General features: G+C 43.5%; 23 protein-coding genes. 16 read left to right on the forward strand and 7 right to left on the reverse strand.

All coding sequences use genetic code 11. From position 1 onward, the window contains the following. From fliF to fliJ, 5 genes are all read left to right on the forward strand, one after another. Positions 1-1752: a flagellar basal-body MS-ring/collar protein FliF gene (fliF, locus tag VA249_RS15715; RefSeq protein ID WP_221071429.1), complete on the forward strand. Its 1752-nt coding sequence runs from the start codon at positions 1-3 to the stop codon at positions 1750-1752. Next, positions 1715-2734, forward strand: coding sequence for a flagellar motor switch protein FliG (locus VA249_RS15720; RefSeq protein ID WP_221071431.1), 1020 nt, complete (start codon positions 1715-1717; stop codon positions 2732-2734). The genes fliF and VA249_RS15720 overlap by 38 nt, the downstream gene beginning before the upstream one ends. A 27-nt stretch (positions 2735-2761) precedes the next feature. Next, positions 2762-3493: a flagellar assembly protein FliH gene (gene fliH / locus VA249_RS15725; RefSeq protein ID WP_420864280.1), complete on the forward strand. Its 732-nt coding sequence runs from the start codon at positions 2762-2764 to the stop codon at positions 3491-3493. Further along, positions 3486-4832, forward strand: a complete 1347-nt coding sequence (fliI, locus tag VA249_RS15730) for a flagellar protein export ATPase FliI (protein WP_221071435.1) — start codon at positions 3486-3488, stop codon at positions 4830-4832. Before fliH ends, fliI begins: the two co-directional genes overlap by 8 nt. Positions 4833-4900: 68 nt before the next feature. After that, the gene (gene fliJ / locus VA249_RS15735; RefSeq protein WP_221071437.1) at positions 4901-5341 is read left to right on the forward strand and encodes a flagellar export protein FliJ; all 441 of its coding nucleotides are present in this window, start codon (positions 4901-4903) and stop codon (positions 5339-5341) included. Positions 5342-5412: 71 nt separating this feature from the next. Here the strand turns inward: fliJ and VA249_RS15740 are convergent, their stop codons facing one another. Beyond that, the gene (locus VA249_RS15740) at positions 5413-6489 is read right to left on the reverse strand and encodes a S1 family peptidase (RefSeq protein ID WP_221071439.1); all 1077 of its coding nucleotides are present in this window, start codon (positions 6487-6489) and stop codon (positions 5413-5415) included. A 289-nt stretch (positions 6490-6778) separates the two neighbouring features. On the opposite strand from VA249_RS15740, the gene VA249_RS15745 reads away from it, so the two are divergent. Both VA249_RS15745 and VA249_RS15750 read left to right on the forward strand, forming a co-directional pair. After that, positions 6779-7531, forward strand: a complete 753-nt coding sequence (locus VA249_RS15745) for a phosphatase (RefSeq protein ID WP_221071441.1) — start codon at positions 6779-6781, stop codon at positions 7529-7531. A 156-nt stretch (positions 7532-7687) separates the two neighbouring features. Beyond that, positions 7688-8077 (forward strand): cytochrome b562, encoded by a 390-nt coding sequence (locus VA249_RS15750; protein ID WP_211917921.1) that lies wholly within the window; start codon positions 7688-7690, stop codon positions 8075-8077. A gap of 66 nt (positions 8078-8143) precedes the next feature. Here VA249_RS15750 and gloA2 read toward each other — a convergent pair whose 3' ends face one another. The 3 genes from gloA2 to VA249_RS15765 all read right to left on the reverse strand — a co-directional run bounded on the left by gloA2 (position 8144) and on the right by VA249_RS15765 (position 10069). Further along, positions 8144-8527: an SMU1112c/YaeR family gloxylase I-like metalloprotein gene (gene gloA2 / locus VA249_RS15755; protein WP_221071443.1), complete on the reverse strand. Its 384-nt coding sequence runs from the start codon at positions 8525-8527 to the stop codon at positions 8144-8146. A gap of 61 nt (positions 8528-8588) precedes the next feature. After that, on the reverse strand, positions 8589-9509 hold the full coding sequence (locus VA249_RS15760; RefSeq protein WP_221071445.1) for a LysR family transcriptional regulator: 921 nt from the start codon (positions 9507-9509) through the stop codon (positions 8589-8591). A gap of 77 nt (positions 9510-9586) precedes the next feature. Next, the gene (locus VA249_RS15765; protein ID WP_221071447.1) at positions 9587-10069 is read right to left on the reverse strand and encodes a hypothetical protein; all 483 of its coding nucleotides are present in this window, start codon (positions 10067-10069) and stop codon (positions 9587-9589) included. Between the two features lie 248 nt (positions 10070-10317). Between VA249_RS15765 and VA249_RS15770 the strand changes: the two genes are divergently transcribed. The 9 genes from VA249_RS15770 to tdh all read left to right on the forward strand — a co-directional run bounded on the left by VA249_RS15770 (position 10318) and on the right by tdh (position 21556). Next, complete coding sequence (locus tag VA249_RS15770) at positions 10318-11001, forward strand: spondin domain-containing protein (RefSeq protein ID WP_221071449.1); 684 nt, start codon at positions 10318-10320, stop codon at positions 10999-11001. Positions 11002-11011: 10 nt separating this feature from the next. After that, positions 11012-11710, forward strand: a complete 699-nt coding sequence (locus VA249_RS15775) for a spondin domain-containing protein (RefSeq protein ID WP_221071451.1) — start codon at positions 11012-11014, stop codon at positions 11708-11710. An 85-nt stretch (positions 11711-11795) separates the two neighbouring features. Beyond that, on the forward strand, positions 11796-12527 hold the full coding sequence (locus VA249_RS15780; RefSeq protein ID WP_221071459.1) for a response regulator transcription factor: 732 nt from the start codon (positions 11796-11798) through the stop codon (positions 12525-12527). A 42-nt stretch (positions 12528-12569) separates the two neighbouring features. Beyond that, a complete protein-coding gene (locus VA249_RS15785) occupies positions 12570-13943 on the forward strand; it encodes a sensor histidine kinase (protein ID WP_221071461.1) in 1374 nt (457 codons plus the stop codon). 386 nt (positions 13944-14329) lie between these two features. Then, a complete protein-coding gene (locus VA249_RS15790) occupies positions 14330-15736 on the forward strand; it encodes an aminotransferase class V-fold PLP-dependent enzyme (protein ID WP_221071463.1) in 1407 nt (468 codons plus the stop codon). 100 nt (positions 15737-15836) lie between these two features. Continuing rightward, positions 15837-16733, forward strand: a complete 897-nt coding sequence (locus tag VA249_RS15795; RefSeq protein ID WP_420864281.1) for a transporter substrate-binding domain-containing protein — start codon at positions 15837-15839, stop codon at positions 16731-16733. Further along, entirely contained in the window at positions 16730-19057 is a 2328-nt protein-coding gene (locus VA249_RS15800; RefSeq protein ID WP_221071465.1) for a putative bifunctional diguanylate cyclase/phosphodiesterase, read from the forward strand. The genes VA249_RS15795 and VA249_RS15800 overlap by 4 nt, the downstream gene beginning before the upstream one ends. 209 nt (positions 19058-19266) lie before the next feature. Next, positions 19267-20460, forward strand: a complete 1194-nt coding sequence (locus tag VA249_RS15805; protein ID WP_128812611.1) for a glycine C-acetyltransferase — start codon at positions 19267-19269, stop codon at positions 20458-20460. Between the two features lie 64 nt (positions 20461-20524). Then, the gene (tdh, locus tag VA249_RS15810; protein WP_221071466.1) at positions 20525-21556 is read left to right on the forward strand and encodes an L-threonine 3-dehydrogenase; all 1032 of its coding nucleotides are present in this window, start codon (positions 20525-20527) and stop codon (positions 21554-21556) included. Between the two features lie 790 nt (positions 21557-22346). On the opposite strand, the gene VA249_RS15815 is transcribed toward tdh, so the two are convergent. Genes VA249_RS15815 through VA249_RS15825 form a run of 3 tightly spaced genes read right to left on the reverse strand, consistent with a single transcriptional unit; the run spans position 22347 to position 25013 of the window. Further along, positions 22347-22814 carry a GIY-YIG nuclease family protein gene (locus VA249_RS15815; protein ID WP_221071467.1) on the reverse strand — a complete coding sequence of 156 codons (468 nt, stop codon included), beginning with the start codon at positions 22812-22814 and terminating at the stop codon, positions 22347-22349. Then, positions 22814-23632: a hypothetical protein gene (locus tag VA249_RS15820; RefSeq protein ID WP_221071468.1), complete on the reverse strand. Its 819-nt coding sequence runs from the start codon at positions 23630-23632 to the stop codon at positions 22814-22816. Before VA249_RS15820 ends, VA249_RS15815 begins: the two co-directional genes overlap by 1 nt. Further along, positions 23625-25013, reverse strand: coding sequence for a coiled-coil domain-containing protein (locus VA249_RS15825; RefSeq protein WP_225927143.1), 1389 nt, complete (start codon positions 25011-25013; stop codon positions 23625-23627). Before VA249_RS15825 ends, VA249_RS15820 begins: the two co-directional genes overlap by 8 nt. Positions 25014-25023 lie beyond the last annotated feature (10 nt).

Genomic DNA, 25023 nt, shown 5'->3' on the forward strand with positions numbered 1-25023 from the left:
ATGTCAGATCTTACTCCTCAAGTTGCCGGAGCAACGACCATGTCTGCCGGAACGACACACAAAGTAGCTTCATCTAAAGGGATGGAGGAGCTCAATCACAAGATAAAACAGCTTTGGTCGAGCAGCCAGCGCAACTTGGTATTATCAGCGGTATTAGCCGCCATTGTGGCAGCCATTATTGTGGTGGCACTCTGGAGCTCTTCTCAGAGCTATCGCCCTCTCTATAGCCAGCAAGAGCGCTTTGACATTGGTGAGATAATCTCCGTGCTTGAAAGTGAGGGTATTGGCTATCGAATGCAGGAACAAAATGGCCAAGTTCTGGTTCCAGAGGGGGAGGTTGCGCGTATTCGTATGCTTCTGGCAGCCAAAGGCGTGAAAGCCAAATTGCCAACGGGGTTAGATTCTCTTAAAGAAGACAGTTCATTGGGTACGAGCCAGTTTATGGAAACCGCTCGTTACCGCCATGGTTTAGAGGGAGAGTTAGTACGTACTATCATGTCATTGAACGCTGTGGCGAATGCGCGTGTCCACCTTGCCATTCCACGTCAAACACTATTTGTTCGTCAAAATAGTGAAAATCCATCGGCTTCAGTGATGTTAGAACTCAAACCCGGTGAAGATTTAAAGCCAGAACAAGTGGAAGCGATCATTAACTTGGTGGTAGGTAGTGTTACCGCAATGAAGCCAGAATTTGTATCTGTTATTGATCAATATGGTCGATTATTGAGTGCTGATGTGGCGTCATTAGAAGCGGGTAAGGTGAACGCAAAGTATCTCGAATATCAAAAGAACGTAGAGAAGCAGATCATTCAGCGCGCATCAGACATGCTGACTCCAATTGTCGGTCCGAGTAACTTCAGAGTGCAAGTCGCCGCAGACATGAACTTCAGTCAAGTAGAAGAGACTCAAGAAATTCTAGATAGCGCACCTGTCGTTCGAAATGAACATACCATCCAAAATAGTTCGATTGACCAAATAGCACTAGGTATTCCAGGCTCTCTCAGTAATCAACCTCCTGTTACCGGTGAAGAGGCAGATAACGACTCGCAAAATACCAATGCTCGATCAGAGGTGAATCGTCAATATGCGGTGGGCAGCAGTGTCCGTCGGACTCAATACCAGCAAGGGCAAATTGAAAAGCTAAGCGTATCTGTATTGCTCAACTCGCAAGCATCTCCTGATGGCGTTGCGTGGAGCGAAGCTGATAAAGCACAGATCTCGACCATGATCATGGATGCTGTGGGTATTACAGCAGCAAGAGGCGATAGCTTGAGTTTGATGAGCTTTAACTTTACACCCATCGAAATTGATGCACCACCTGCTTTGCCTTGGTGGCAAGACCCGACGGTTCAGCAGCCTTTGCGTTATGTTATCGGTGGCTTGTTGGGACTGGCAATGATCATGTTTGTGCTTCGTCCTCTTATTATGCACTTAACTGGGGCTGATAAGCGTCCATCTGAGCTTGAGTTTGCTGAGCCATCAGATGAACCAATCTACGATAATTTACAAACACGAGAAGAGCGGGAACATGAAGAATCGCTCAACCGTCGCTTGTCCGAAAAAGGCATTGTCTGGTCATCAGGTTTGGATGTGAACAGCGACATGTTGCCACCTCCGGGCTCTCCTCTAGAAATTCAACTTAAACACCTACAGCTTATTGCCAATGAAGAGCCAGAGCGTGTAGCCGAGATATTGAAACAATGGGTAAACATCAATGAACACAGCACAGTCGACATCAAAACAGGCGCTTAGTCATGTAGAGCAAACTGCGCTAGTGTTGCTCGGGATGGGTGAGGATGCGGCGGCCAAAGTGTTGCAGCATTTCAGCCGAGATGAAACACAGCGCGTTACGCGTGCAATGGCTAAATTGAATGGCATTAAGAGTGACTCTGCACGTAATGTCATTCAGCAATTTTTTGAAGATTTTAGTGAACACAGTGGCATTCGTGGTGCGTCGAAAGAATACCTTGCCAACACGTTGCGTAAAGCACTAGGTAATGATTTGGCGAAAGGTCTGCTCAACAACTTATACGGCGATGAAATTCGCAATAATATGCAGCGCTTACAGTGGGTGGATGCGGAAATACTTGCTCGTTTTATTGTGAATGAGCACCCGCAGATGCAAGCGATATTCTTAGCTTATCTTCCTGCGGATAGTTCTTCCTCGGTTCTAAAGTACCTTCCACAGGATTACCACGATGAGATTCTGTTTCGCATTGCGAGGCTGCAAGATATTGATCAACAAGTCGCGAACGATTTGCATGACTTAGTAGAACGTTGCATTGAGAAAGTATCTGTGAGTCAAAGCGTTCCACTCTCAGGAGTTAAGCAAGCGGCAGACATCATCAACCGTTTTGAGGGTGACCGCGCTTCGTTAATGGAAATGTTGAAACTTCATGATGCTGACGTAGTGAGCGAAATTGAACAAAATATGTTTGATTTCATGGTGCTCGGTCGCCAACGCGAAGAAACGATGGATATCTTGGTTCAGCAAATTCCTCTAGAGCTTTGGTCGGTGGCTTTAAAAGGCGCGGAAATTACGCTTCAACAAGCTATTAAGCGTTCAATGCCTCAACGTATGTCTAAAGCGCTAGAAGACGACATGGAGTTGCGCGGCGCAGTTCCGCTGAGTCGGGTTCATCGTGCACGCAACGAGGTTATGCAGCTGGCGCGTGAGCTAGATGAAGCTGGTGAGATCCAACTTGTTCTTTATGAAGAGAAAACGGTGGAGTAACCCATGACTGAGAGAAATAATGCCATCATGCGCTTACCACCGAGTGGCTATCGTCTGCACCGCTTTCCACCTTTAGCGAAACCAGTCAGCTATGAGAGTGATGTTTCAATGGAGCATTCAAGTTGGCAAGAGTCACAAGTTGACATTCAGCAACAACTTGAAGCTGGTTTTCAGCAAGGGCTTCAGCAAGGTCATGAAGAAGGTTTGCGTCAAGGCATAGATCAAGGTAAGCAGCAAGGTCTCCTAGATGGGCAAAAAGAGGGATTCCAAAAAGGGTTTATCTCCGGCGAACAATCGGGCAAACAAAGCTTCTTGGAAGCTGTGAAACCAGTCAATGAGCTGTTTCATGCACTTTCTCAATGGCAGAGTGAGAAAGAACAACAACAACGCCATATGATTTGTGAACTAGTTCAGAAAGTTGCTCAGCAAGTGATTCGAGCAGAACTGACGCTGATGCCTCAACAGATACTGGCTCTCGTTGATGAAACATTATCAGCGATGCCAGGGAAAGCAGAAACCGTCACAGTACATTTGAATCCACAAGACTTAGAACGAATCATGCAAATCAATGCCGATTTACCCTCGTCTTGGAAAATGGTTGCTAACAACGAACTGCCCGTAGGCGGATGCCAACTCGTGACGGATGATGCAGAAGCCGATGCAAGCTGTGATTCTCGTCTTCAAGCCTGCATGGATAATGTGAAACAACATTTGCTTGATGAAGTGACACCGCCGCCAGTAGAGCAAGAAAATGAGTAGTGCTTTTAGCCACGATCTGCTCAATGAGCGTTTGAGTGATGCAATCGCGTCTCTGGATTCTATCCCTGTCGCACGAGTGACGGGGCGGCTAATTAAGGTCAATGGTTTGATGCTTCAAGCCGTTGGGTGTCGATTTAAATTGGAGCAGCGCTGTTTGGTTGAAACGGCGGAGGGCGACATGATTGAAGCCCAAGTCGTCGGTTTTGAGCATACTGTTGCTTATTTAATGCCAATTCGTCGTCTTGGGGGACTATTTGCAGGCGCAAAAGTGATTCCCTTAGAGGGAGACAGCACCGTTCAACTCAGCTCACAATGGCTAGGCCGTGTGGTTAATGGATTAGGTGAGCCTTTTGATGATGGCGCACCGTTGAAAGGGGGAGATCGCGTCTCTCTTGAACCAAAGCCGATTAACCCACTCAAACGTAGACCCGTCGACACACCATTGAATGTGGGTGTTCGTGCGATAAATGGCCTACTGACAGTAGGTAAAGGCCAACGCATTGGTCTTATGGCTGGCAGTGGTGTAGGTAAGAGTGTGTTAATGGGGATGATCACTCAGAATACAGAAGCAGACGTTATTGTGGTTGGCCTCATTGGTGAGCGAGGACGAGAAGTTCGTGAGTTTATTGAGCGAAATCTCACACCAGAATCACGCCAGAAAGCGGTCATTATTGCAGCACCTGCGGATGAATCACCTTTAATGCGTTTACGCGCCACGTTGTTGTGTCATCGAGTGGCAGAGTATTTTCGCGATCAAGGCAAAGATGTCTTGCTGTTAATGGACTCGCTGACTCGGTATGCCATGGCGCAGCGAGAAATTGCACTGTCACTTGGTGAGCCCCCAGCATCGCGTGGCTACCCGCCATCGGTATTCAGCATTCTTCCACAGTTACTAGAGCGGGCCGGAAATAGTGAAAATCCATTTGGCAGCTTAACGGCGATCTATACTGTGTTAGCGGAGGGTGATGATCAACAAGATCCGGTAGTGGATTCCGCTCGAGCTATTCTTGATGGTCACGTGGTGCTCTCTCGTCAATTGGCCGAGCAGGGACATTACCCAGCAATTGATATCAACGCGTCTATTAGTCGTTGTATGAGTGCCTGCACAAATGAGGCTCACAGCACAATCGCCAATCAATTCCGTCAACTGTATTCCAATTATCTGCAAGTAAAAGAACTACTGCCTTTGGGTGGCTATCAACCAGGGCAAGATCCGGAGCTGGATCGTGCGGTGTCCATGTACCCTCAGTTACGTGGTTATCTTCAGCAATCAGTTGATGAATCGGTGGATTACTCGGCAAGTTTAACGTCGCTCGCACAGATGTTTCAAAACGGATAGGCAAGACAAAACAGATAGTCGTTAACGTAGATAAACGTTGGGAAAGATTAAATAGAGGAGTGCGACAAATGGATGGAAAGCTAAAAGCGGTCGGCAAGTTGCAGCAATTGGAAGAAAAGCGCCGTGACCGAATCGGTCAGCAGCTTGATACAATGCGACAGAGACACGCTTATTTGTCTGCTCAGTTGAGTCAGTTATCAGCCCTTAAAGCCCATGCAGGACAATCTGCGCTATTAAGTCCTAGCCTCAATAGCGCAACGTTAATGAACCTCAACAGTGTCGATCAAATGCTACAAAAAATGCTGCGCCATCAAGAGCAAGAGCAAGCAGTGATGCAGGCTGAGTGTGCATCTATGCAAAAAGTACTCGCCGGCAAACATGCTCGAGTTCAGGGGTTAGAAAACGTATTGGAACGTTGGCGAAAAAAACAGAGTTATGAGAAAGCCAAAAAAGAACAAAGGCTCATTGAAGACATCATTAACTCACGTTTTAAGCGAAAAGCTATATAAGCGCCCCCCGTTATAAACAACCCCCTTGTAAATTAAAAGGCTCATAAGCTTGATAAATCTTATAAGCGTTATCAGCGCCATTTTCTTCTTAAACCCACAAGGGCACCAAGAGCAAGCGTTAACCAACCGATGCTGCCGCCACCGCTACTACCACTGTTGCTCGTTCCGGAATTTGGGGTATTACCACTTCCACTATTTACTTCTGGTTCGTTAAGCGTTGTTTTTACGGGGCTGGCACCAGAATCACCTACGCTGTGATAATCTTCCGTAGCCGCAAGTGAGGCATCATAGCTGGTTTTTATGCCGTTGCTCGTGACCGCTTCAATCCACGATGTATAGTTTAAGATTTCAGTAAACACGCTTGGTATCGAGGGTGAATCACATACCGAAGAGCCATAGCTGGTTAGGCCAATTTGCTGGTACTCGCCATTGGTATCTTGATAAGTGAGCGGCCCTCCAGAATCCCCTTGGCAAATGCCAGTATACGCACGGCCTTCAAATCCATTCGCACACAAGGTTTCTTGCGAGTTATAGCCATCAACAAGAGACGAGCATTGCGCATCAGACAGGGGTTGAATTTCAGCCCAACGCAGAAAGTCTGGCCCTGATTGATCATTGCTTGATGTCAAGCCAAGACCGAATATCTGATACGAGCTTTGGTCACTGTAATCGCCAAAATCTTGCGGAAGAGTAATGGATTGAACGTTATCTGTAATTGGGTAGGAGAGCTCAATCAGTGCGATATCATTAATCCAAAGATCATTTTGGACATATTGAGGATGTATCGTAATGGTTCGAACATCTTTGAACTCATCAATAAATACGTCATCGGTCGATGGATTTTTTACAAGGACGCGAAGATTATCAATTGTCCAACCGTCGGTGTATACCTCAGACTCGACACAATGGGCTGCGGTCATAATATAGCGGTCATTGACGATGGAACCACCACAAAGATTCACATATTGACTTGTTCCTGGGCGGTACAAGATCACACGTGCATAGAACGGTATCTGATTGGTTGTCGTTGGTTGTCCTCCCACAATAAATGCTGAAATATCAGGCGCATTTGTGGAGGTTGGGCTTGCCAAGCCTATCATTGGCGCAAGCAGGCAAGCGCTACTTAATAGAGTTCGATACGAATTCATATAAACATCCTTGTTAATCCATTTACAACTTTACACTCGTTACATTAATAACTCACATCAATCTTTTTAACAAAAACAATCTTCTAGCGCGTATATTTATTGCGACGTGTTCACTCAAGTGCTTATTTAAGTTTACACAACTGGTACGATTTAGTGAGAAAATTTCGGGTTCGTGTTCGTCTTGTAAACTAAGGTTTAGGCCAAGGTTCGGCCTTTAACGTATGTAAAATCACAAAATACCGGAACTTGCGTATACAATAATCAAAGATGCGCACCAAGAGAGTTGACGATGAAATTTAAGGTAGACACCCACACTCATACGTATGCGAGTGGTCATGCATACAGTACGTTGATTGAAAATGCCAAGTTGGCAAAAGAAAATGGCTTAGATATGTTCTGTACCACCGATCACGCGGAATCTATGCCAGGTGCTCCTCATTACTGGTTTTTTTCGAATCAGAAAATTCTGCCTCGCTTTTTAAATGGGGTAGCGATTATTCGCGGCGTGGAATCAAACATTCTCAATACAGAAGGGGATATTGATATACCGCCTAGTGTTGATCTCAACCTAGATTGGGTTATCGCAAGCTTCCACGAACCGGTGTTTCATCCTGCCAACCAAGCTGCTCATACTGAAGCCCTGATGAATGTGATCAAAAGTGGCCGTATCGATGCGCTTGGGCATCTTGGTAACCCGAATTTCGATTTTGATTTTGAAACGGTGTTAACGTGTGCCAAACAGCACAATGTCGCGATTGAAATCAATAACACGACATTAAAAGGTAACAGTCGTGTTGGTAGTGTGGATCGTTGCTATGAAATCGCGAGAATTGGTAAGCAGCTTGGGGTTTACTTCACGACAGGCAGTGACGCGCACTTTTGTCACGATGTTGGTAATCTGAGTTTAGTCAGTGAGCTAATGGATAAAGTAGGCGTTGATAGTAATAAAGTAATCACGCACTCTACGAACCAATTTTTGTCATTTCTTGAACTAAGAGGTCGTGAACCCATTGTAGAATATGACGAGATTCGCAACGCATAAACTTGATCACATTATTGGTTATGGACTTGTTAACGGTTTGCTTTACACTGCGTGTCAATACCGATTGATTTGGATATTGGTATTTACCTAAGTATTTTAAGATAGCTTAGGTATAAGAAGCCGACTCAGAATTCGGCATAACATGGAGAAGTAAAGATGTTACGTCCTTTAGTGCTTGGGTGCATAATCGCGTTAGGCTCTACACACGCAATGGCAGAAGCCGTCGATTTAAAACAGAACATGAAGCAAATGAAGATGGATTTCAAACAGGCGGCGGAAGCGTCTGATGTGGAAACCATGAAATCCGCCATTGATAGTTTGCAAGCGATTGTCGAGCAATCGAAACGTGGAAATTACCCGCCAGAGAAGTTCGACTTATATCTAGAGGGCTTTAATAAGTTAACGGCGACTCTCGATGAAATTGAAGCCGACCTTGACGCAGGGAACTTGCAAGAGGCCCAGCAACAATTGCGTGAAATTGATAGTTTGCGCGAAGAGTATCACGATAAACGTAATCCAAGCATTTGGAGCAAGCTGTTCGGCTAAAGATGAATACTAAAACCTGCAAATCTGCGGGTTTATTTTTGTTTAGGCGATAGTCTGGCAGTTGAGCTAGGCTTGATACAGTTCTAGGGGTAAGCCATCGGGGTCTTGGAAGAAAGTAAACATTTTTCCAGTGAATTCATCAATGCGTATTGGCTCGACTTCCACATTTTGAGATTCAAGATACGCTTTCACGTTATGTACACTGTCTACTTGAAAAGCAAGATGGCGTAACCCATGTGCCTCTGGAAAACTTGGTCTTTCAGGGGCGTTTGGAAAGCTAAACAGTTCTATTTGAGTACCATCAGGCAGTGCAAGATCCAGTTTGTATGAGTTTCTTGCTTCACGGTAGTTCTCTGCAATAACTTGCAACCCTAAAATCTCGGTATAAAAGTGCTTTGAAGTCGAATAATCACTGCAAATGATTGCAACGTGATGTATGGCATTTAACATGTTCTAAATCCTTAGATGCGATGTGTTCTTTTAGACGGCTGCTTTTTTATTAGACTCTAGATTAAATACCTTTTGACACTAAGTGCTCATTAACGAAGTCAATAAATACCCGCAAGCGAGCAGGCATGTATTTGGTTTGGGCGTATTGCATAGCAATCGCACCATGGTAGTTACTTTTGATCATCCAGTCAGCCAGCACTTCGACGACTTCCCCACGTTTTAACGCATCTTTAATCACAAAGTTATGGAAGATGCCAATCCCCAACCCGGCTTTCACCCCATTCAGACGCATTTGAGAGTGGTTAACGGCATAGCGACCACGAACAGCGATAGAATAGAATGCTTCGTCTTTAAAAAAAGACCAAATGTTATCCCTGTCGTTTTCAGCAAGGTAAATGCAGTCGTGTTGCTCTAGCTGTGTTGGATGTTCAGGCATGCCATTTTTGACAAGGTAGTCAGGCGATGCGCACAGTACGAGGTTCGTTTTACTGATTTCTTTGACGACTAGGTTTTCATCTGGCTTGTCGGTAAGTTTGAACGCTACATCGATACCTTCTCTAAACAGGTCAATCTCGCCATCAGCAGCGCGTAACTTGAGCTGAATGTTAGGATAGCGCTGGAGAAAAGGCAGCACAAAGGGTTGTAATACCGAGTTAAGAAAGGCCTCTGGAGCGGCAACCGTGAGAGCACCAGTAGGTTCGGTGTGATCTTCAGCCGACAGCTCGACGGCTTGTTGAGCCGCATTCACCATCGCGACGCTTTGATCATAGACTTTTTGTCCTGCTTGTGTGATGAGCAGTTTGCGCGTAGTGCGTTCAAACAACTTAACAGAGAGCGCTTTTTCTAGCCGTGTGATCAGCTTACTTAAAGCCGATGGTGTCACGCCCAGCTTTTTAGCTGCCGCAGTAAAACTGCCTTCATTCACCACTAAGATAAATGAAGCGAGATCAGGAAGTAGGGCGATGAGTTTTGGGCTAACCATAAAATGTTCAGTCTTTTTAGCGTAATTAATGTATTGTCTGGCACGAGGTAGATTGGCGCAAGTGTGCTTGTCTCGCTTTAGCGATATTTTGCAAGAAACGCCTCTAAAATGGGCAAACCAGACGTGCCAGAGTGATATTGTTTTAAGCACTGATAGATGGCAGTTTCGTGTTCTGCAATGATCTGAAATGCAGTGTTTTCTGGATTTGAGTTCGGCTCGAGATCGGCGAACTCTTGCGTATTCTCATTCCACTCACGATATTTGATTTCATATGGTTCAACCCAAGACAGCAGTGTGCTGATGAGATCATCCCACGGCAACTCAATCCATTTCTTTGCATCAAGACGTCCTTTTTCTTGCATCTCCTTATTCCGGCTTTCAACATCGATGTCATGCATGATTAAGACTGGTTTTAGCTTTTCTGCCGTCAGTATTTCTACATCTATTAGAGTTTGCCATAACTCGGTTTGCTGGGTGTGTGAGTGGCGTTTTAAGTACTGATTGAAGAAAGCAATGCCATAGATTTCGCCATAATAGGCAGACAATATGTGATGAATCATGGTGAGAGTTGTCATTGATACAGGATGTGATGCATTTTAGGAAAGTTGGAAACTCAGCGCAAATCGCATAGGTGAAGTAAATTGCTTGGAAGTTGTGAGGATTTTATGAGAAATCGATGAAGTCGCTGATAGATTTGCTCGCCATTCTTAGAGACACGAACACGAAATGAGTTCAAGCCATAAGTTATGAGGTAACGGCTTATTGGGGTTTGGCTCAATGTAAACTCTCATTAAAGGATGGAATCAGAATGAAAAAACGCACTCAACTCGGATTTGTCATGTCGGCAGCGGCTTTGGCTTTTTGTTCTGCATCAGTGAATGCTGCGGAGCTAGAAATTACGATTACTAACGCAACCAAAGGCATTTATTTTACCCCTCTCATTGTCGCCGCTCATGACTCTGACTTACACATGTTCAGAACGGGAGAGTCCGCCACGCCAGAACTTGAAGCTATGGCTGAGGGAGGCGATATTTCAGGCCTTGCAAGTTTGATTGGTAATTCTGGAGGAGTCGTTGTAGAAAATCCTGCTGGTGGTATTTTAGACCCAGGCTCAGCAACTACTTTTATGATGAACAGTGGTGATCATGGCTATCTGTCCCTTAGTGCGATGCTGCTTCCGACTAATGATGGCTTTGTTGGTCTTGATAGCTGGAAAATTCCAACCGAAGCGGGGACTTATAAAGCTACTTTAAGAAGTTATGATGCAGGGACTGAAGTGAATGATGAGTTGGCATCAAGTATGCCAAACCCTCCGTTTATAACCTTTGGCAGTGGTGGCTCCGGAGTTGAAACTTCCGTAACGAATGACAAAGTGCACGTGCATCCAGGCAATTTAGGCGATAGTGACTCGGCAGGTGGCATAAGCGACCTCGACAATAGCAGCCATCGTTGGTTAAACCCAGTTGCAGCCATCACCATTGTTGTGAAGTAAGGAGAGCGCTATGAAAGTCAGAATCTTACTTGTTGCGGCCTCTGTTGGCATTCTCGCTGGGTGTCCTAGCGATGACGACGATAACGCAGTCATGAAATCGTACCGATACACGGTAAACGTGGCTAACTTAACAGCGAATCAACCTTTGTCTCCACTTGCGGTGCTCACTCATAACGAGGATTACAATTTGTTTCGCGTTGGCCAGGCTGCATCGGTTGAGTTAGAACACTTAGCTGAGGGCGGAAGCAATACGGAATTACTTGCATTAATGGACAGTAATGACAGCGTTTACCAAGGGGTGTCAGGGAATGGATTGGTGCTGCCCGGCGAATCTGACCAAGTGACGATTACGGTTGATCCAAGCCGCTACGGTTACCTCTCTGTTGCTTCTATGTTCGTTAACACCAATGACGCTTTTGTGGGTGAGACGGGATTACCACTTAAATCTCTTGCCGTTGGCGAAAGTTATGAGATGAACATGAATGTGTGGGATTCAGGAACCGAACGTAATGATGAAATGGCGAGTACGATACCGGGGCCTGCTGGTGGTGGCGAGGGTTTCAATGCCACTCGAGATGATGACAGTAACAGGGTTGCATTTCATGCTGGTGTGATTAGCCAAGACGATGGATTAGCGAACTCAGCGTTATCTGCAAACCATCGTTTTTTGAACCCGGGTGCGAAAGTCGTTATTACGCGAGTCGAATAGCGATTTGAATTGAACATACTGAAAGAAATCATGGACTGTTCCGGTCATGTGCAGAGAGATGAGACTCCGACGCAGGGACAGTACCATGGAACAGCAAGTAATCCATTTAGTTGCGACAATTTTGCTCGTAGAAGACGATGACGATTTGGCCGAACTGGTTCAAATGCACCTTAAATTTCAAGGGCACGAAGTGTATCGGGTAAACAGCGTCTCGGATGCAAAAGTACAATATTCGCAACAACATTTTGATTTGTTGATTCTTGACCGAGGTTTGCCTGATGGGGACGGGCTCGATATTTGTCATGAATTACGTCGTCGGCAAGATTGGATACCAGTGCTGGTTTTGACTGCGAGGGATGGTGAACTTGATAAAGTGGATGGATTAGAAGCGGGTGTCGATGATTACATTACTAAGCCGTTCAGCGTATTAGAGTTTCAAGCAAGAGTAAGAAACGTACTTCGACGAGTGAGCCAAACGCTCGACGTTAAACATGATGTTAGCCCTGTGCATGATTCTATGAACTTTGGCGTGTTGACCATCATTCCTGCACTGCATCAAGTGTCAATCAATGACAAGGATGTCAGTCTCACCGCCACGGAATTTTCTCTGTTGCAGTTTCTAGCGACACGCCCGGGTAGAGTCTACAGTAAAGACGAACTTCTCGATCATGTATGGGAGACCTCCCATTCTGGTTATCACCATACGGTATGTAGCACCATTAATCGCTTACGTAGCAAATTATCTTTGTCTGACTCAGAGCATCATTTTATACAAACGGTGTGGGGAGTAGGGTATAAGTTTCAACCGCAGCATTAGTTTTTGTTCTTCATTTGTGTTGCTGTTTAAGGAGGCGATAGGATGAGCTTCAAATCACGTTTGGTGGTGTTTACATGCTTATGGTTTAGCTTAGCTACAGTGGTCATTGCCCTTACTTATAATTGGCAGAAAGAGACCATTGAGCAGCGCACAAAGCAAAGCTTGCACAAGGAGTTGGCAAGTCATATGCGCGATGACAATCCCTTGATGATTGGTACGGATTATAACCCGAAAGCACTTAAATCCATCTTTCATACGTTGATGCTTATTGGCCCTGATTTTGAAATCTATTTTCTTGATAGCCAAGGAAAGATTACAACCCACGCAGCCCCGGACGGAACGGAGATCATGGGAGCTGTCGATCTCAAGCCAATTCAGCAATTTTTAAGCAATGATCCATTCCCAATTTTGGGTGAAGATCCACGCAATCAAGGCGAGCACAAAGTGTTCTCCGTTGCAGCGATTAAGGAGCTTGGTTCGACGGTGGGTTATTTGTATGTAGTCATTGGTAGCGCGCGTCATACTGCGATTGCCAATGCTCAAGTGGATACCCCTTATCTTGCCCTTGCCGGCTTGGTATTAATCTCGATACTTGGCTTTGCCTTAGGGGCCTATATGTTAGTCAAACACAGTTTACTCGATCCGATTGAACGGGTGACAAATCAACTTCAGCAACAGGCAGAGCAAGATTTTAGACTGTGTCCGGACTTTACTCGCCAAGTGCCAGAATTAGTGCCCATTGCTCATTCTTATCAGTTAATGGCAAAGTACATTCAGCAGCAGTTTTTACAGTTGGAGTATCAATCTTCCCATCGTCGACAAAGCTTATTGCAACTGAGCCATGATCTAAAAACACCGTTATCTAGTGTGCTTGGTTATTTAGAAACGTGGCGTTTACAACACCCGAAATCAGACCCATTGATTGATGTAGCTTTCCGCAACTGCGAGAAGCTTTCAATTCAATTACACTCATTGCTAGATATGGCGCGCAAAGAAGCACCTACACCAAATTATCAATATTGTCCGGTCGATCTTAGCCGGCTTATCGCTGAGTGCGCAGAGACAATGCACAGCCAGTTCGCGCGTAAAGGGGTATTACTTAGAATCGATGTCGATCCATATGTTCAAACGGTAGGGGATAAAAGTTTACTTGAGAGGTTGATACTGAATTTGTTGGAAAATGCACTGCGTCATAGCCCCGCAAGATCTGAAGTGCATTGCCAAGTTCAATTGAATGAAGACAAATCTCGCATTCATTTTGTTTTCATCAATAACATAGAAAAAGATGCGCCGAGCGGAACGTTAGGCATTGGAATGAAAATTGTTCAATCAATCTTAATGCTGCACCATAGTTATTTAGAAACTCATGCCACTGCAAGCCAGTATCAGCAGAAGTTTAGCTTGCGGGCTGTCTAGGTAAGCCAGTTACCCTATTTGAAGAATGACTCTTGTATGTTATTTGACCGTGTTTATTGTCTAATCTAAAATCGGAGCTAGTGCCTGTATGTGCCATAGCAGAATTAGTATTTACAAAATAAATACTAATGTTGTTTAATTATATTATGAACGGTATGGCGCTATTTTATTTTATGAATTTGGTTGTTTATGTGCTCGCTTCTGAATTGTCGTTTATATCACCAAATATTATAAAAATTTGGAACTAAAGTCACTTTATTGCGGTAGAAAAATCTACCCTATTGTTCGAGTCGGTAATATTGCTTAAGTAACATCATGTTATTTGTTTTACATAATGTTATGCGGGTGATTTTTATTCAGCTAAAATTCCGACAAGGATCGAAAATATGAGTGACAAGGAATTAATTCAAGCCAATCTAGGCCGCCGCAACTTCCTTAAAGGTGCAACGGGTGCCGTTGTGGCTGGTGTTAGTGCTTCCGTTCTATCCGGTACAGTACAAGCAGCAGAACAGAATATTGATTGGAGCTCTGTCTCTCGAAGTGGGAAACACGATAAGCACTTCTGGCGTAAAGTTAAAAAGCAGTTTGTTTTGGATAAACGAACGACCTATATGAATATTGGTACGACAGGTTCGATGCCAAAACAGGTTCTGGATGGTTATGAGCACAATAATAAGTTGGTTGCGAAGTCTCCTTGGGACATGAAAGGCAAGTTTGGTAGCTTTCCATATGTATCTGATATGATTGCAGATGTTGCTCCAGGCTTTGGCGCAAATGCGGATGAACTCGTTCTAAGCCGTAACACGACCGACGGATTGTGTTCTATCATCAATGGGCTTCATTTTGAACCTGGTGATGTCATCTTAACCACACACCATGAGCATGTGGCTGCCACCTCGCCATTGAACGTTGTTAAACATCGTTTTGGTGTCGAAGTGGTAGAGATCCAACTTCCAGTATTCACAGGCACAGAAAACGTCACTGAGCAAGATTACGTTCAAGCTTTCCGCGATGCGATTGAAACCCACCAAAATGTTCGTCTTATTGTCTTCTCCCATATCACCTATAAAACGGGCACTACACTTCCTGCAAAAGACATCTGCTCTCTCGCAAAACAATATCATATTCCGACACTAGTTGATGGTGCGCACACTGTTGGCATGTTTGCTTTAGATTTGCATGATATGGATTGTGATTTCTATACAGGTTCTGGTCATAAGTGGCAGTGCGGACCGGGTGCTACAGGTATCTTGTATGTACGTGATAATGGTAAGCGCCTGAACGAGTATTGGAGCGATCGTGAGAACCCATTATGGATGATCAATTCGTCGTTATCTCATGCTGATTACTTAGGAAAGCAACTGCAAATGCAATATGTTGGTAACGATAACTATCCAGCAAAACAAGCATTGGCTGACAGTTGTAAAATGTGGGATGACATTGGCCGTGAGCGTATTCAAGAACGTGTTTTAGCGTTAAGTCATCAATGTAAGACGTTGCTTACGGATGCCTTACCACATTCAAAAATGTACTCACCAAACGTAGAGGGGTTAACGAGTGGCTTAACGACGTTCAACCCATTTAATGATGTCACTGATGAAGAACGCTTAACATTGTTCCGTGATCGTCTTCGCGAAGAGTACGGTTACATTATTCGTACAACGAGCTTTAAATTGTACAAAGATGATGCTTATGAAACGCATGCGCTACGTATTTCAACGCACTTGTTCCACGATGAGCAAGATGTTGAAGGGTTAGTAGAGGCAATCGAAGACCTTTACTACTCATTCTAACATTGATAGCGATCACCAAAGCGCCCACCTATTGGGCGCTCTTTGAAAAAGAAGGAATTTGACTATGCTATGTAAGTCCTTTAAGCAACGTCTTGCGACGATGGTGATGTGTGCAACGTCACTGGTCTCTTTGAATACTTTCGCCAATGACCTTCAAGAAATCAAAGATGCTGGTGTGTTGCGTCATCTTGGCGTGCCTTACGCAAATTTTGTTTCGTATATTGAACAAGGAGAGGTGGCGACGCTATCCGGTTTAGATGTTGAAATCATAAAGGGCTTTGCGCAATCTCTTGGCGTTCGATACGAATATGTGCCGGCACAGTGGAGCAATGTGGTTGGTAAATTGACAGGACAGCAGGTTGCTTATAAAGATAACCAAATGGTGCAAGGTGAGAAGATGCCCATTGAGGGCGATTTGATTGCTAATGGTGTCACGATCCTTGATTGGCGAACGGAAGTTATCGATTTTTCAGAAGACTATTTTCCATCAGCGGTATGGCTTGTGGCACGCACAGACTCTTCTTTGATACCAATTAAGCCTACAGGGTCGATAGAACAAGATATCGTGAAAGTAAAATCGCTTATTAAGGGGCGTGAAGTACTTGCTATGGAACACTCTTGTCTTGACCCTAACCTCTACGATCTTTACGACACCGGAGCAACGGTAATTTTGCCTGATGGTCAGCGTCGATTAAATGAAATGGTTCCCGCGATCATGAAAAATGATGCTGAGAGTACGTTGCTCGATGTTGCTGATACACTCATAGCGCTAGAAAAATGGCCGGGTGAAATTAAAGTGATTGGCCCAATATCTGAAAATCAAAAAATGGCCGTTGCATTTAGAAAAAATTCACCTGAACTAAAAAACGCATTCAACCAATACTTGCATTCAATTAAACAAGATGGCACCTACCAATCCTTGGTAGAAAAATACTACCCATCGATTTACTATTTTTATAATGACTATTTCTTAGCAGATAGTAAGAAACATTTATGATTAAATCTGCAAAAAAAATCTCAAGCAAGAAAATTATTACCATATGTGCCATATTGGTTTCGCTCTATTTGGCGATGATTATTACGGTAACAAGTTTAGGCCAACATAAGTTAAAAGACTCTCAATATAGAGAGCTTGATTTAAAAGTTAAGAGTTACGCCGGTACTTTAAATAATCTATTTACTATTGCCAGTGAAGATATAGATCATTTATCGACCGATAAAACCGTACAAACGTTTTATGCCAATCTTGCCTCAGGCATGTCGATGGAGTACGGACTCGGGGCGAGTCTGATCAATTTGAAACGTAAACTAAATGAAAAAGCAGACACGAAGTTCGTCAATGGTTTAGATATATATCAACGATTGAGTCTAATCGGTTTAGATGGAAAGTTAATCGTGACGACAGAAGCTGCAGACGATGTGACCAACAATGTGTCCAGTTTTATGCTGGGCTATAGTCATGGTGAAGAAGTCAGAGCGACACGTGAAAATGGCAATGTCGTGATTAAAGTTATTAAGCCTGTTTTATTCTCGGATAAAGCGGTTGGTTATTTGATTGCAGATATAAATAAAGATGTCGTTATCTCTCAGTTAACAAATCAAGAGCATGAGGGGAGTTATAGCCGCATGGTGCTTGCGGTTAATGACATTGAAATGACGGTATGGGACTCAATCAGTGGTAAGTTGGAGCAAGAAAACCAATACACGTCAGATGCTTTGGCGAACGAGCTTAAACAGAAACTGTATTTCGAAGTGCTCGACGAACGCCATCATTTTAAATTGATGGCTTGGTTTGAGTCACTCAGTGAACGCGACCTTTATACATCAAGAATCTTTATCTCTGGGTTGAGTGTGCTCGCCATCATGATTGTTTTGGGATTGCTGTACGCGTTCAATCTTAATAACACTCGAGTTGGACTCAAAATAAAGCTGGAAGAAGAGCAGAAACGCAAAGAGTTTTTATCCCAGCAAAACCAGCGATTGACGAATGAAATAGAGCGACGTCGTTCGTCAGAAATGGAGCTAGAGTATCAAGCAAAACATGATGCGCTGACAGGGTTGCCAAATCGTTCTAACGGATCTGAGCGCTTGGAAGTCGAATTATCAAGAGCGAAGCGAGCAGGCACGAATGTGCTAGCCATGTTTATCGATTTGGATCATTTTAAGCAAATCAATGATTCCATGGGGCACATGGTTGGTGATGAGATTTTAAAACTCGCCGCCGATCGCTTGCATCAAACCGTGCGTAAATCGGACCTTCTAGCTCGAATTGGTGGTGATGAGTTTTTGCTTGTGATCCCTGACTTACGTGATAAAGAAAGTGCGAAGCGTTTTGCATCAACCGTTTTATCCGTGTTTAACGAGCCGTTTAGTTGGCAAAATCAAGAATTCTTCCTATCGGTCAGTGTGGGTATGTCGATTTACCCTGATGACGGTCATAACGCACAGCAATTGTTAGCGTCTGCTGATATGGCGATGTATCGCGTTAAGCAAGATGGTCGTAATGCTTTTTGTTTTTATGATCAGAATATGAACCAAGACTTACAGCGATTTTTAGATTTGGAAAGTCGCTTGCGTCACGCCATTTCACATAATTTGTTGGAACTCTACTATCAACCTATCATCGCATTAGAAACAGGGCGTATCGTGGGAGCAGAAGCCTTAATGCGTTGGAATGATGAAAAGTTTGGTTTTGTTAGTCCGGATGAGTTTATCGCGATTGCAGAGAAAAATGGTCTGATCCATCAACTCGGTGATTTTGCAATTCGTCAGGCTTGTCATCAAGCAGCGCAGTGGCAAAGTATCGCGCCACTTGTTGTATCAGTTAATTTCTCTAGTGTGCAGTTCCGTTATTGTGACCGATTGTTTGATCAAATTAAGCGCTATTTAGACGCATCAGGTTTACCGGCAGATAAGTTTGATATCGAAGTGACAGAAAGCTTGTTGTTTAATCATAGCGACGAGCTTATGGACTTGTTAGAACGCTTGCGATCTCTTGGTGCGAAGTTGACCATTGATGATTTCGGGACAGGATATTCTGCGTTGAGTTACCTACAGAAATTTCCATTTGATCGTCTTAAGATTGACCGAAGTTTTATGCAGACCATGTTCGAGAATGATTCCGATCGAGAATTGGTTAACGTTATCATTGCAATGGCGAAAGCGCTTAACTTGCAAATTGTCGCTGAAGGTATTGAAGAGCAGCGGCATGTGGATTATTTAACAAACTTAAACTGTGAATTTGGGCAGGGTTTTCATTATAGCCGTCCTTTGCCAGTACCAGAATTTGAGGCACTACTAAAACAATCATTATCGCTATAGCGTTCTCTTTCAATCTCTTAATAAAGCATTGGTGCATTTGTTCCTCAAGTTCACTAATGCTTTTCCACCTTGAGGGATAATCGTTTTTCTTTCCTTGAATTACACTACACTTAAATGATGTGCAATAGCCTGTGATCCCCGTCACATAAAGGCTCGCCCTAATTCAAAACGAGTAAAAACTCGACACTATAAACAGGAAGGAATTACGAATGTCTTCTGCATTTTACCAACAGATCCAAGAGCAAATCGAAGAAGTAAAGGCTGAAGGTCTTTACAAAGCAGAACGTATTATTACGTCGCAACAGCAAGCTGCGGTAAAAATCTCTACGGGTGAAGAAGTTCTTAACTTCTGTGCGAACAACTACCTTGGTCTTGCAAACCATCCTGCACTGATCGACGCTGCAAAAGCGGGCATGGATGAACACGGTTTTGGTATGGCATCAGTACGTTTCATTTGTGGTACGCAAGATAGCCACAAAGAGCTTGAGCAGAAGCTTTCTAAATTCCTCGGTAAAGAAGATACTATTCTTTACACCTCTTGTTTCGATGCAAACACAGGCCTGTTTGAAACCATTTTAGGCGCAGAAGACGCGATTATTTCAGATGCGTTAAACCACGCATCAATCATCGATGGTGTTCGTCTATGTAAAGCGATGCGCTTCCGTTACTCGAACAACAACATGGAAGAGCTAGAACAGCAATTGATCGCTGCGAAAGAAGCAGGTGCGCGTCATATTCTTATCGTGACAGACGGCGTGTTCTCAATGGACGGTGTGGTGGCTAACCTTCCTGCTATCTGTGATCTTGCAGATAAGTACGGTGCACTAACTATGGTTGATGATTCTCACGCAGTGGGTTTCATGGGCAAAAATGGCGCGGGTACTCATGAATACCACAATGTGGTTGATCGCATCGACATCATCACAGGTACGTTAGGTAAAGCAATGGGTGGCGCGTCAGGCGGCTACACATCGGGCAAAAAAGAAGTGATCGACTGGTTGCGTCAACGTTCTCGTCCATACCTATTTTCTAACTCTGTTGCACCTGCAATCGTAAGCGCATCTATCCGCGTTCTTGATCTACTAGAGCAAAGCGGTGACCTGCGTGATCACCTATGGGAAAACGCGGCACACTTCCGTGCACGTATGGAAGGCGCGGGTTTCACAATGGGTGGTGCGGATCATGCAATCATTCCTATCATGCTTGGTGATGCAAAAGTAGCGGCAGAATTTGCTGAGCGCGCGCTAGAGAAAGGCATCTACGTAATTGGTTTCTCATTCCCAGTGGTACCAAAAGGCCAAGCACGTATCCGTACTCAAATGTCAGCAGCACACTCACGTGAGCAACTAGACCGTGCAATCGACGCGTTTATCCAAGTTGGTAAGGATATGGGCATCATCTAAGCCCTATTGATACCAAGAACGAATTTCTTGCCTCGCCGTTGCGGGGCAATATTAGGTAACGATTATGAAAATTAAAGCACTATCAAAGCTAAAGCCTGAAGAAGGCATCTGGATGACAGAGGTTGATAAACCTGAAATGGGTCACAATGACATCCTGATCAAAATCAAGAAGACAGCGATCTGTGGTACAGACGTACACATCTACAACTGGGACGAATGGTCACAAAAAACCATTCCTACGCCAATGGTTGTCGGTCATGAATATGTGGGTGAAGTCGTTGCGATTGGTCAGGAAGTTCGTGGCTTTGAAATCGGTGATCGCGTATCTGGCGAAGGTCACATCACATGTGGTCACTGTCGTAACTGTCGTGGCGGCCGTACTCATCTATGTCGTAACACGATTGGTGTGGGTGTAAACCGTGAAGGTGCATTCGCAGAATACCTAGTGATCCCAGCGTTTAACGCATTCAAGATCCCTGAAGGTATTTCTGATGATCTTGCGTCTATCTTCGACCCATTTGGTAACGCAGTACACACAGCGCTTTCTTTTGACCTAGTTGGTGAAGATGTGCTGATCACGGGTGCTGGTCCAATCGGTATTATGGCGGCAGCCGTAGCAAAACACGTTGGTGCTCGTCACGTTGTGATCACAGACGTAAACGAATACCGTCTAGACCTTGCTCGTAAGATGGGCGTAACGCGCGCAGTAAACGTTGCTGAAGAGAAGTTAGAAGACGTGATGTCTGAGCTAGGCATGACAGAGGGCTTCGACGTTGGTCTAGAAATGTCTGGTAACCCATCAGCATTTAACTCAATGTTGAAAACCATGAACCATGGTGGTCGCATTGCACTGCTAGGTATTCCACCATCAGACATGGGTATTGACTGGAACCAAGTTATCTTCAAAGGCTTGGTGATCAAAGGTATCTACGGCCGTGAAATGTTCGAAACGTGGTACAAGATGGCTTCATTGATCCAATCAGGTCTAGATTTGACGCCAATCATCACACACCACTACAAGGTTGATGACTTCCAAAAAGGCTTCGACGTCATGCGTAGCGGGGCTTCCGGCAAAGTTATCCTTGATTGGGAGTAGGGTAAACTCAGGGGAATGAGAGGCTGTTGTTGTTTACTTTAAACTGGTTATCCGAACCGGTGAACAGTAAAAATACTCCTGTTTAATCCATCAAAATGCCCCATAGATTTATGGGGCTTTTTTTAAGTGATTAATAAATAAATGTTTATAGCTTGTAATTTTAGCTCTCTCTTTTGCGCTTTTTAGTTCTTTCCAAGCGCGCTCTGACTCGTGCTTGTTAGCTTGCTTAAGCCATTTTCTGTAAATCTTAGCAATTATAGTTACCTCCGCATGTCCCATTTGGTCTGCCAAATAGCTCAGGTGGATGTTAGAAAATGTAATTAGCCAACTGGCATAGGTATAGGGGAGTTGGTAAGGCTCGCGATAGTCTATTTGGGCTTTCTTGCATATGGGCTGCCAAATTGGGTGGATTGCTCTATTGTCATAAGAACTACGGAAATGAAATCGTAGCTATCTTTTAGACTTCGTACCTCTATGATAGAACCATCTGACTCCCAGCCTCGGAACATATTGGAAGCAAGTTATGCTCGGCAAAAAGAAAGCGGTTAGTATTACCGCTCTTATTTCGCCTTAAGATATTTTTAATGACGGAAGCATTGCAGTAATAGTTGATTTATTTAACTACTCTTAGAAGTCTACAAATTCAAACATTAGTGCTCAAGAACCTGATAGGGTGAACTATCATCTATTTTTGATTATGAATTCAGTACCTTTAATTAAAGCGACAGTTGAATTTAGGTATCCGATGTGATTTGAATTTATACAAATACAAATACAAATACAAATAAGATTAGTAATGGATACCACGCAAACCACCTGGTGCAATATTTAGCCCAGTGTTCCATTTCGGTCTAAGTTGATGTTCCTTTGAATATGCTTCCATCTTGGTATAGTCTCTACCAATCCGATGCATTACAAATCTACCACCTTCGTTAAATACATTCTGCATTTTGTGATTTGCGTGACTGCCGCTTTCTAATTGAACCTTGTGTTCACCAAACCGTCTTTCGAAGTTATTGGTGACCCCCACATAAACACGATGATGATCTGACTCACCTTCAACCTTAATAATATACACAGAATGGTTTTTGACATCTCGTAACGCCGATTGTACGTAGTAAGGTCGAACTTCTTTGATGTACTGCCACTGTTTGATAACACGTGTAAACAGCCAGTAAGCCAGTATGAATCCAATAAACACCGCAATGCCAAGTTGAATCATTTTAAAATTGAGTTCGTTTGTAATATCAACATCCATTACAATAACTCCGGTACATTTTCAATACCAGATTCAGAAATGGATTTAGCACCATCAATTTTAACACCCGAACAGTCCATGTATACCTTACCATCTTTACGAATCATAGCGCACTCTTCTGGTACAACCTCTTTCGTTACTTCTTTTGTTATTTCTTTCGTAATTACATGAGGGTCTTCCAAAGCCCACCGTGCAAGTTTGTAAAGACCCAATAAACAAGCCAGAATTACCGTAACAAGCAAAATGATCAGAATTAGAAACTTGATGAAGCTTTTAAACCTTTCCATTTTTGAAACTCGATTTGCAGGTTCATACATCGTCTTTTTATTGTCGCTTGGAACAGAACTAGGACTAATCTCCTCGCCATTTACAAATCGCTCATCATTTGCATAAAGATGGTTTGACTTACCAGCGCCTTGATTACCAGTCGTAGAACCGTTACTCATATCATCAGAAGAATTGCCACCACTGTAACCGTTTCTAGTACAGTCAGCACCATCACCAGTATGGTTGATAGTGTTATTTTCAGAGCAATCGTTAATAGGATTATTGTCAATAGGTGGCACAAAAACTGAATTATTCCCCTTATCTGAATAAACGTCAGTTGGTGTAGAATTCTTAACCTCGTTAGCGGCCCCTCTTTGAACATCATCACGAACCTGCGACTTATCCCGTGCCTGAAATATTGGTTTGTATGAGTCATCAGGTTGGCTTAATACAACCTCACCACTTTGTAATGCTACGACACCACCACTAATCTTCCTTAAATACTTATCACGATTATGCTGGTTCAGTACCGTTAAATCTAAACTACGCATTCACTAACTCCTGAAGTTCGTCACCAGTAATGGAATCAGGTACTGGAATAATGCGTTCGTGCACGATAATCTCAGGTTGTTTAACGAGGTAAGGAACCTCTACTTCAACAATTTTGTCCACGTAGACAGGAACTTCATTGTTTGCGGCAATAACTCGGTCAACGTAAACAGGAATTTCTTTATCTACTTCAACAAGCTTTTCTATTTCAACTAGCTTTTCAACTTCCACTTCAATCTCTTTTTCAACGATTGTTTCCACTGGAATTAGTTTTGTCCGACGTTTAGACCAAACTCGAAAGTACTTGATAAGCTTACGTAGGATGCCTTTATTCACTGGTTTAGACTGCAATTCTTTATGGTTCTTATTGCGTTGATTCATTAACATCACATACTGAAGAATATGTTTAAGCATACGAGTGCGAATAGACTTGTGTCTGTTTTTTACTATCTTTTTCGTTGCTTTTTCTGCCTTTATTTCTTCACGTTTAGAAATATTTACATCAGATTGGAAGTTCACAAACATATTGAGTGCAAGGTAAACTGGATAAATAATAAAACTCACGAAACCGATAAACCAATCGTATGGAGTGTCAGTTTTAATACCGAACAACCCAAGAATTGCGTTAACCTTATTCTCGTAAGACTGTTTTTTTAACTCGTAGTCAGTTTCGGTACCTGCGTATTCATTAATCGTATCGCGATCTTTTACTTGTTCTGTGCGCAATGTTATTTTCATCGCTGATAGTTCTTTTTCGAGGTCGATAACTTTCGCCTGTGCATGGACTCGAGTTGAGTTTAGAAAATCAACTTCATCCTCAAGTAATTCAGCTTGGTTAACAAATGCTGTAACTGAATCGCGACAGTCTTTAACCTCATCACATACTAGCGTTTTAAAACGACGTGCACTTGCCTTTTCGTGAAGCTCTTTAATCTGCAAACCTTTGGACTCGATTTGTTCACTCAGAGGAATAATCTGCGCAGTCAATTGTGTGATGTTTGATTCAAGGTTTTGGATATCATTTTCTAGTGTCGCGATGTACTCGACATTGTTTTCAGTCTTTTTACGTGCTTCTGTAGCCTTAACGATTTCTGATGTTGATAAGCTTTGTAGATACCCATTAACACCAGAGAAGCAGAGCATTCCAAAGGAAAAAATAATCATCCAAGTTACACACTTCTGTGTGAAACTTGTGTGCACCCAGTTGCTAAAAATTGCACTGGTATAACCAAGAACAGCAAACTCTGCAAAACCAAGAAGCATACCGAATGGAGTAATCGGAAACCACTCAAACCATGGTTCAGCGTTGAACAGCTCGTCGTAGCCCATTACATTGAACGTAACGATTAAAATACCCATACCCCATAAAGTGAAGTGAAGCATAGGGTACTTT

Source organism: Vibrio alfacsensis (genome assembly GCF_019670485.1).
GTDB classification, from domain to species: domain Bacteria; phylum Pseudomonadota; class Gammaproteobacteria; order Enterobacterales; family Vibrionaceae; genus Vibrio; species Vibrio alfacsensis.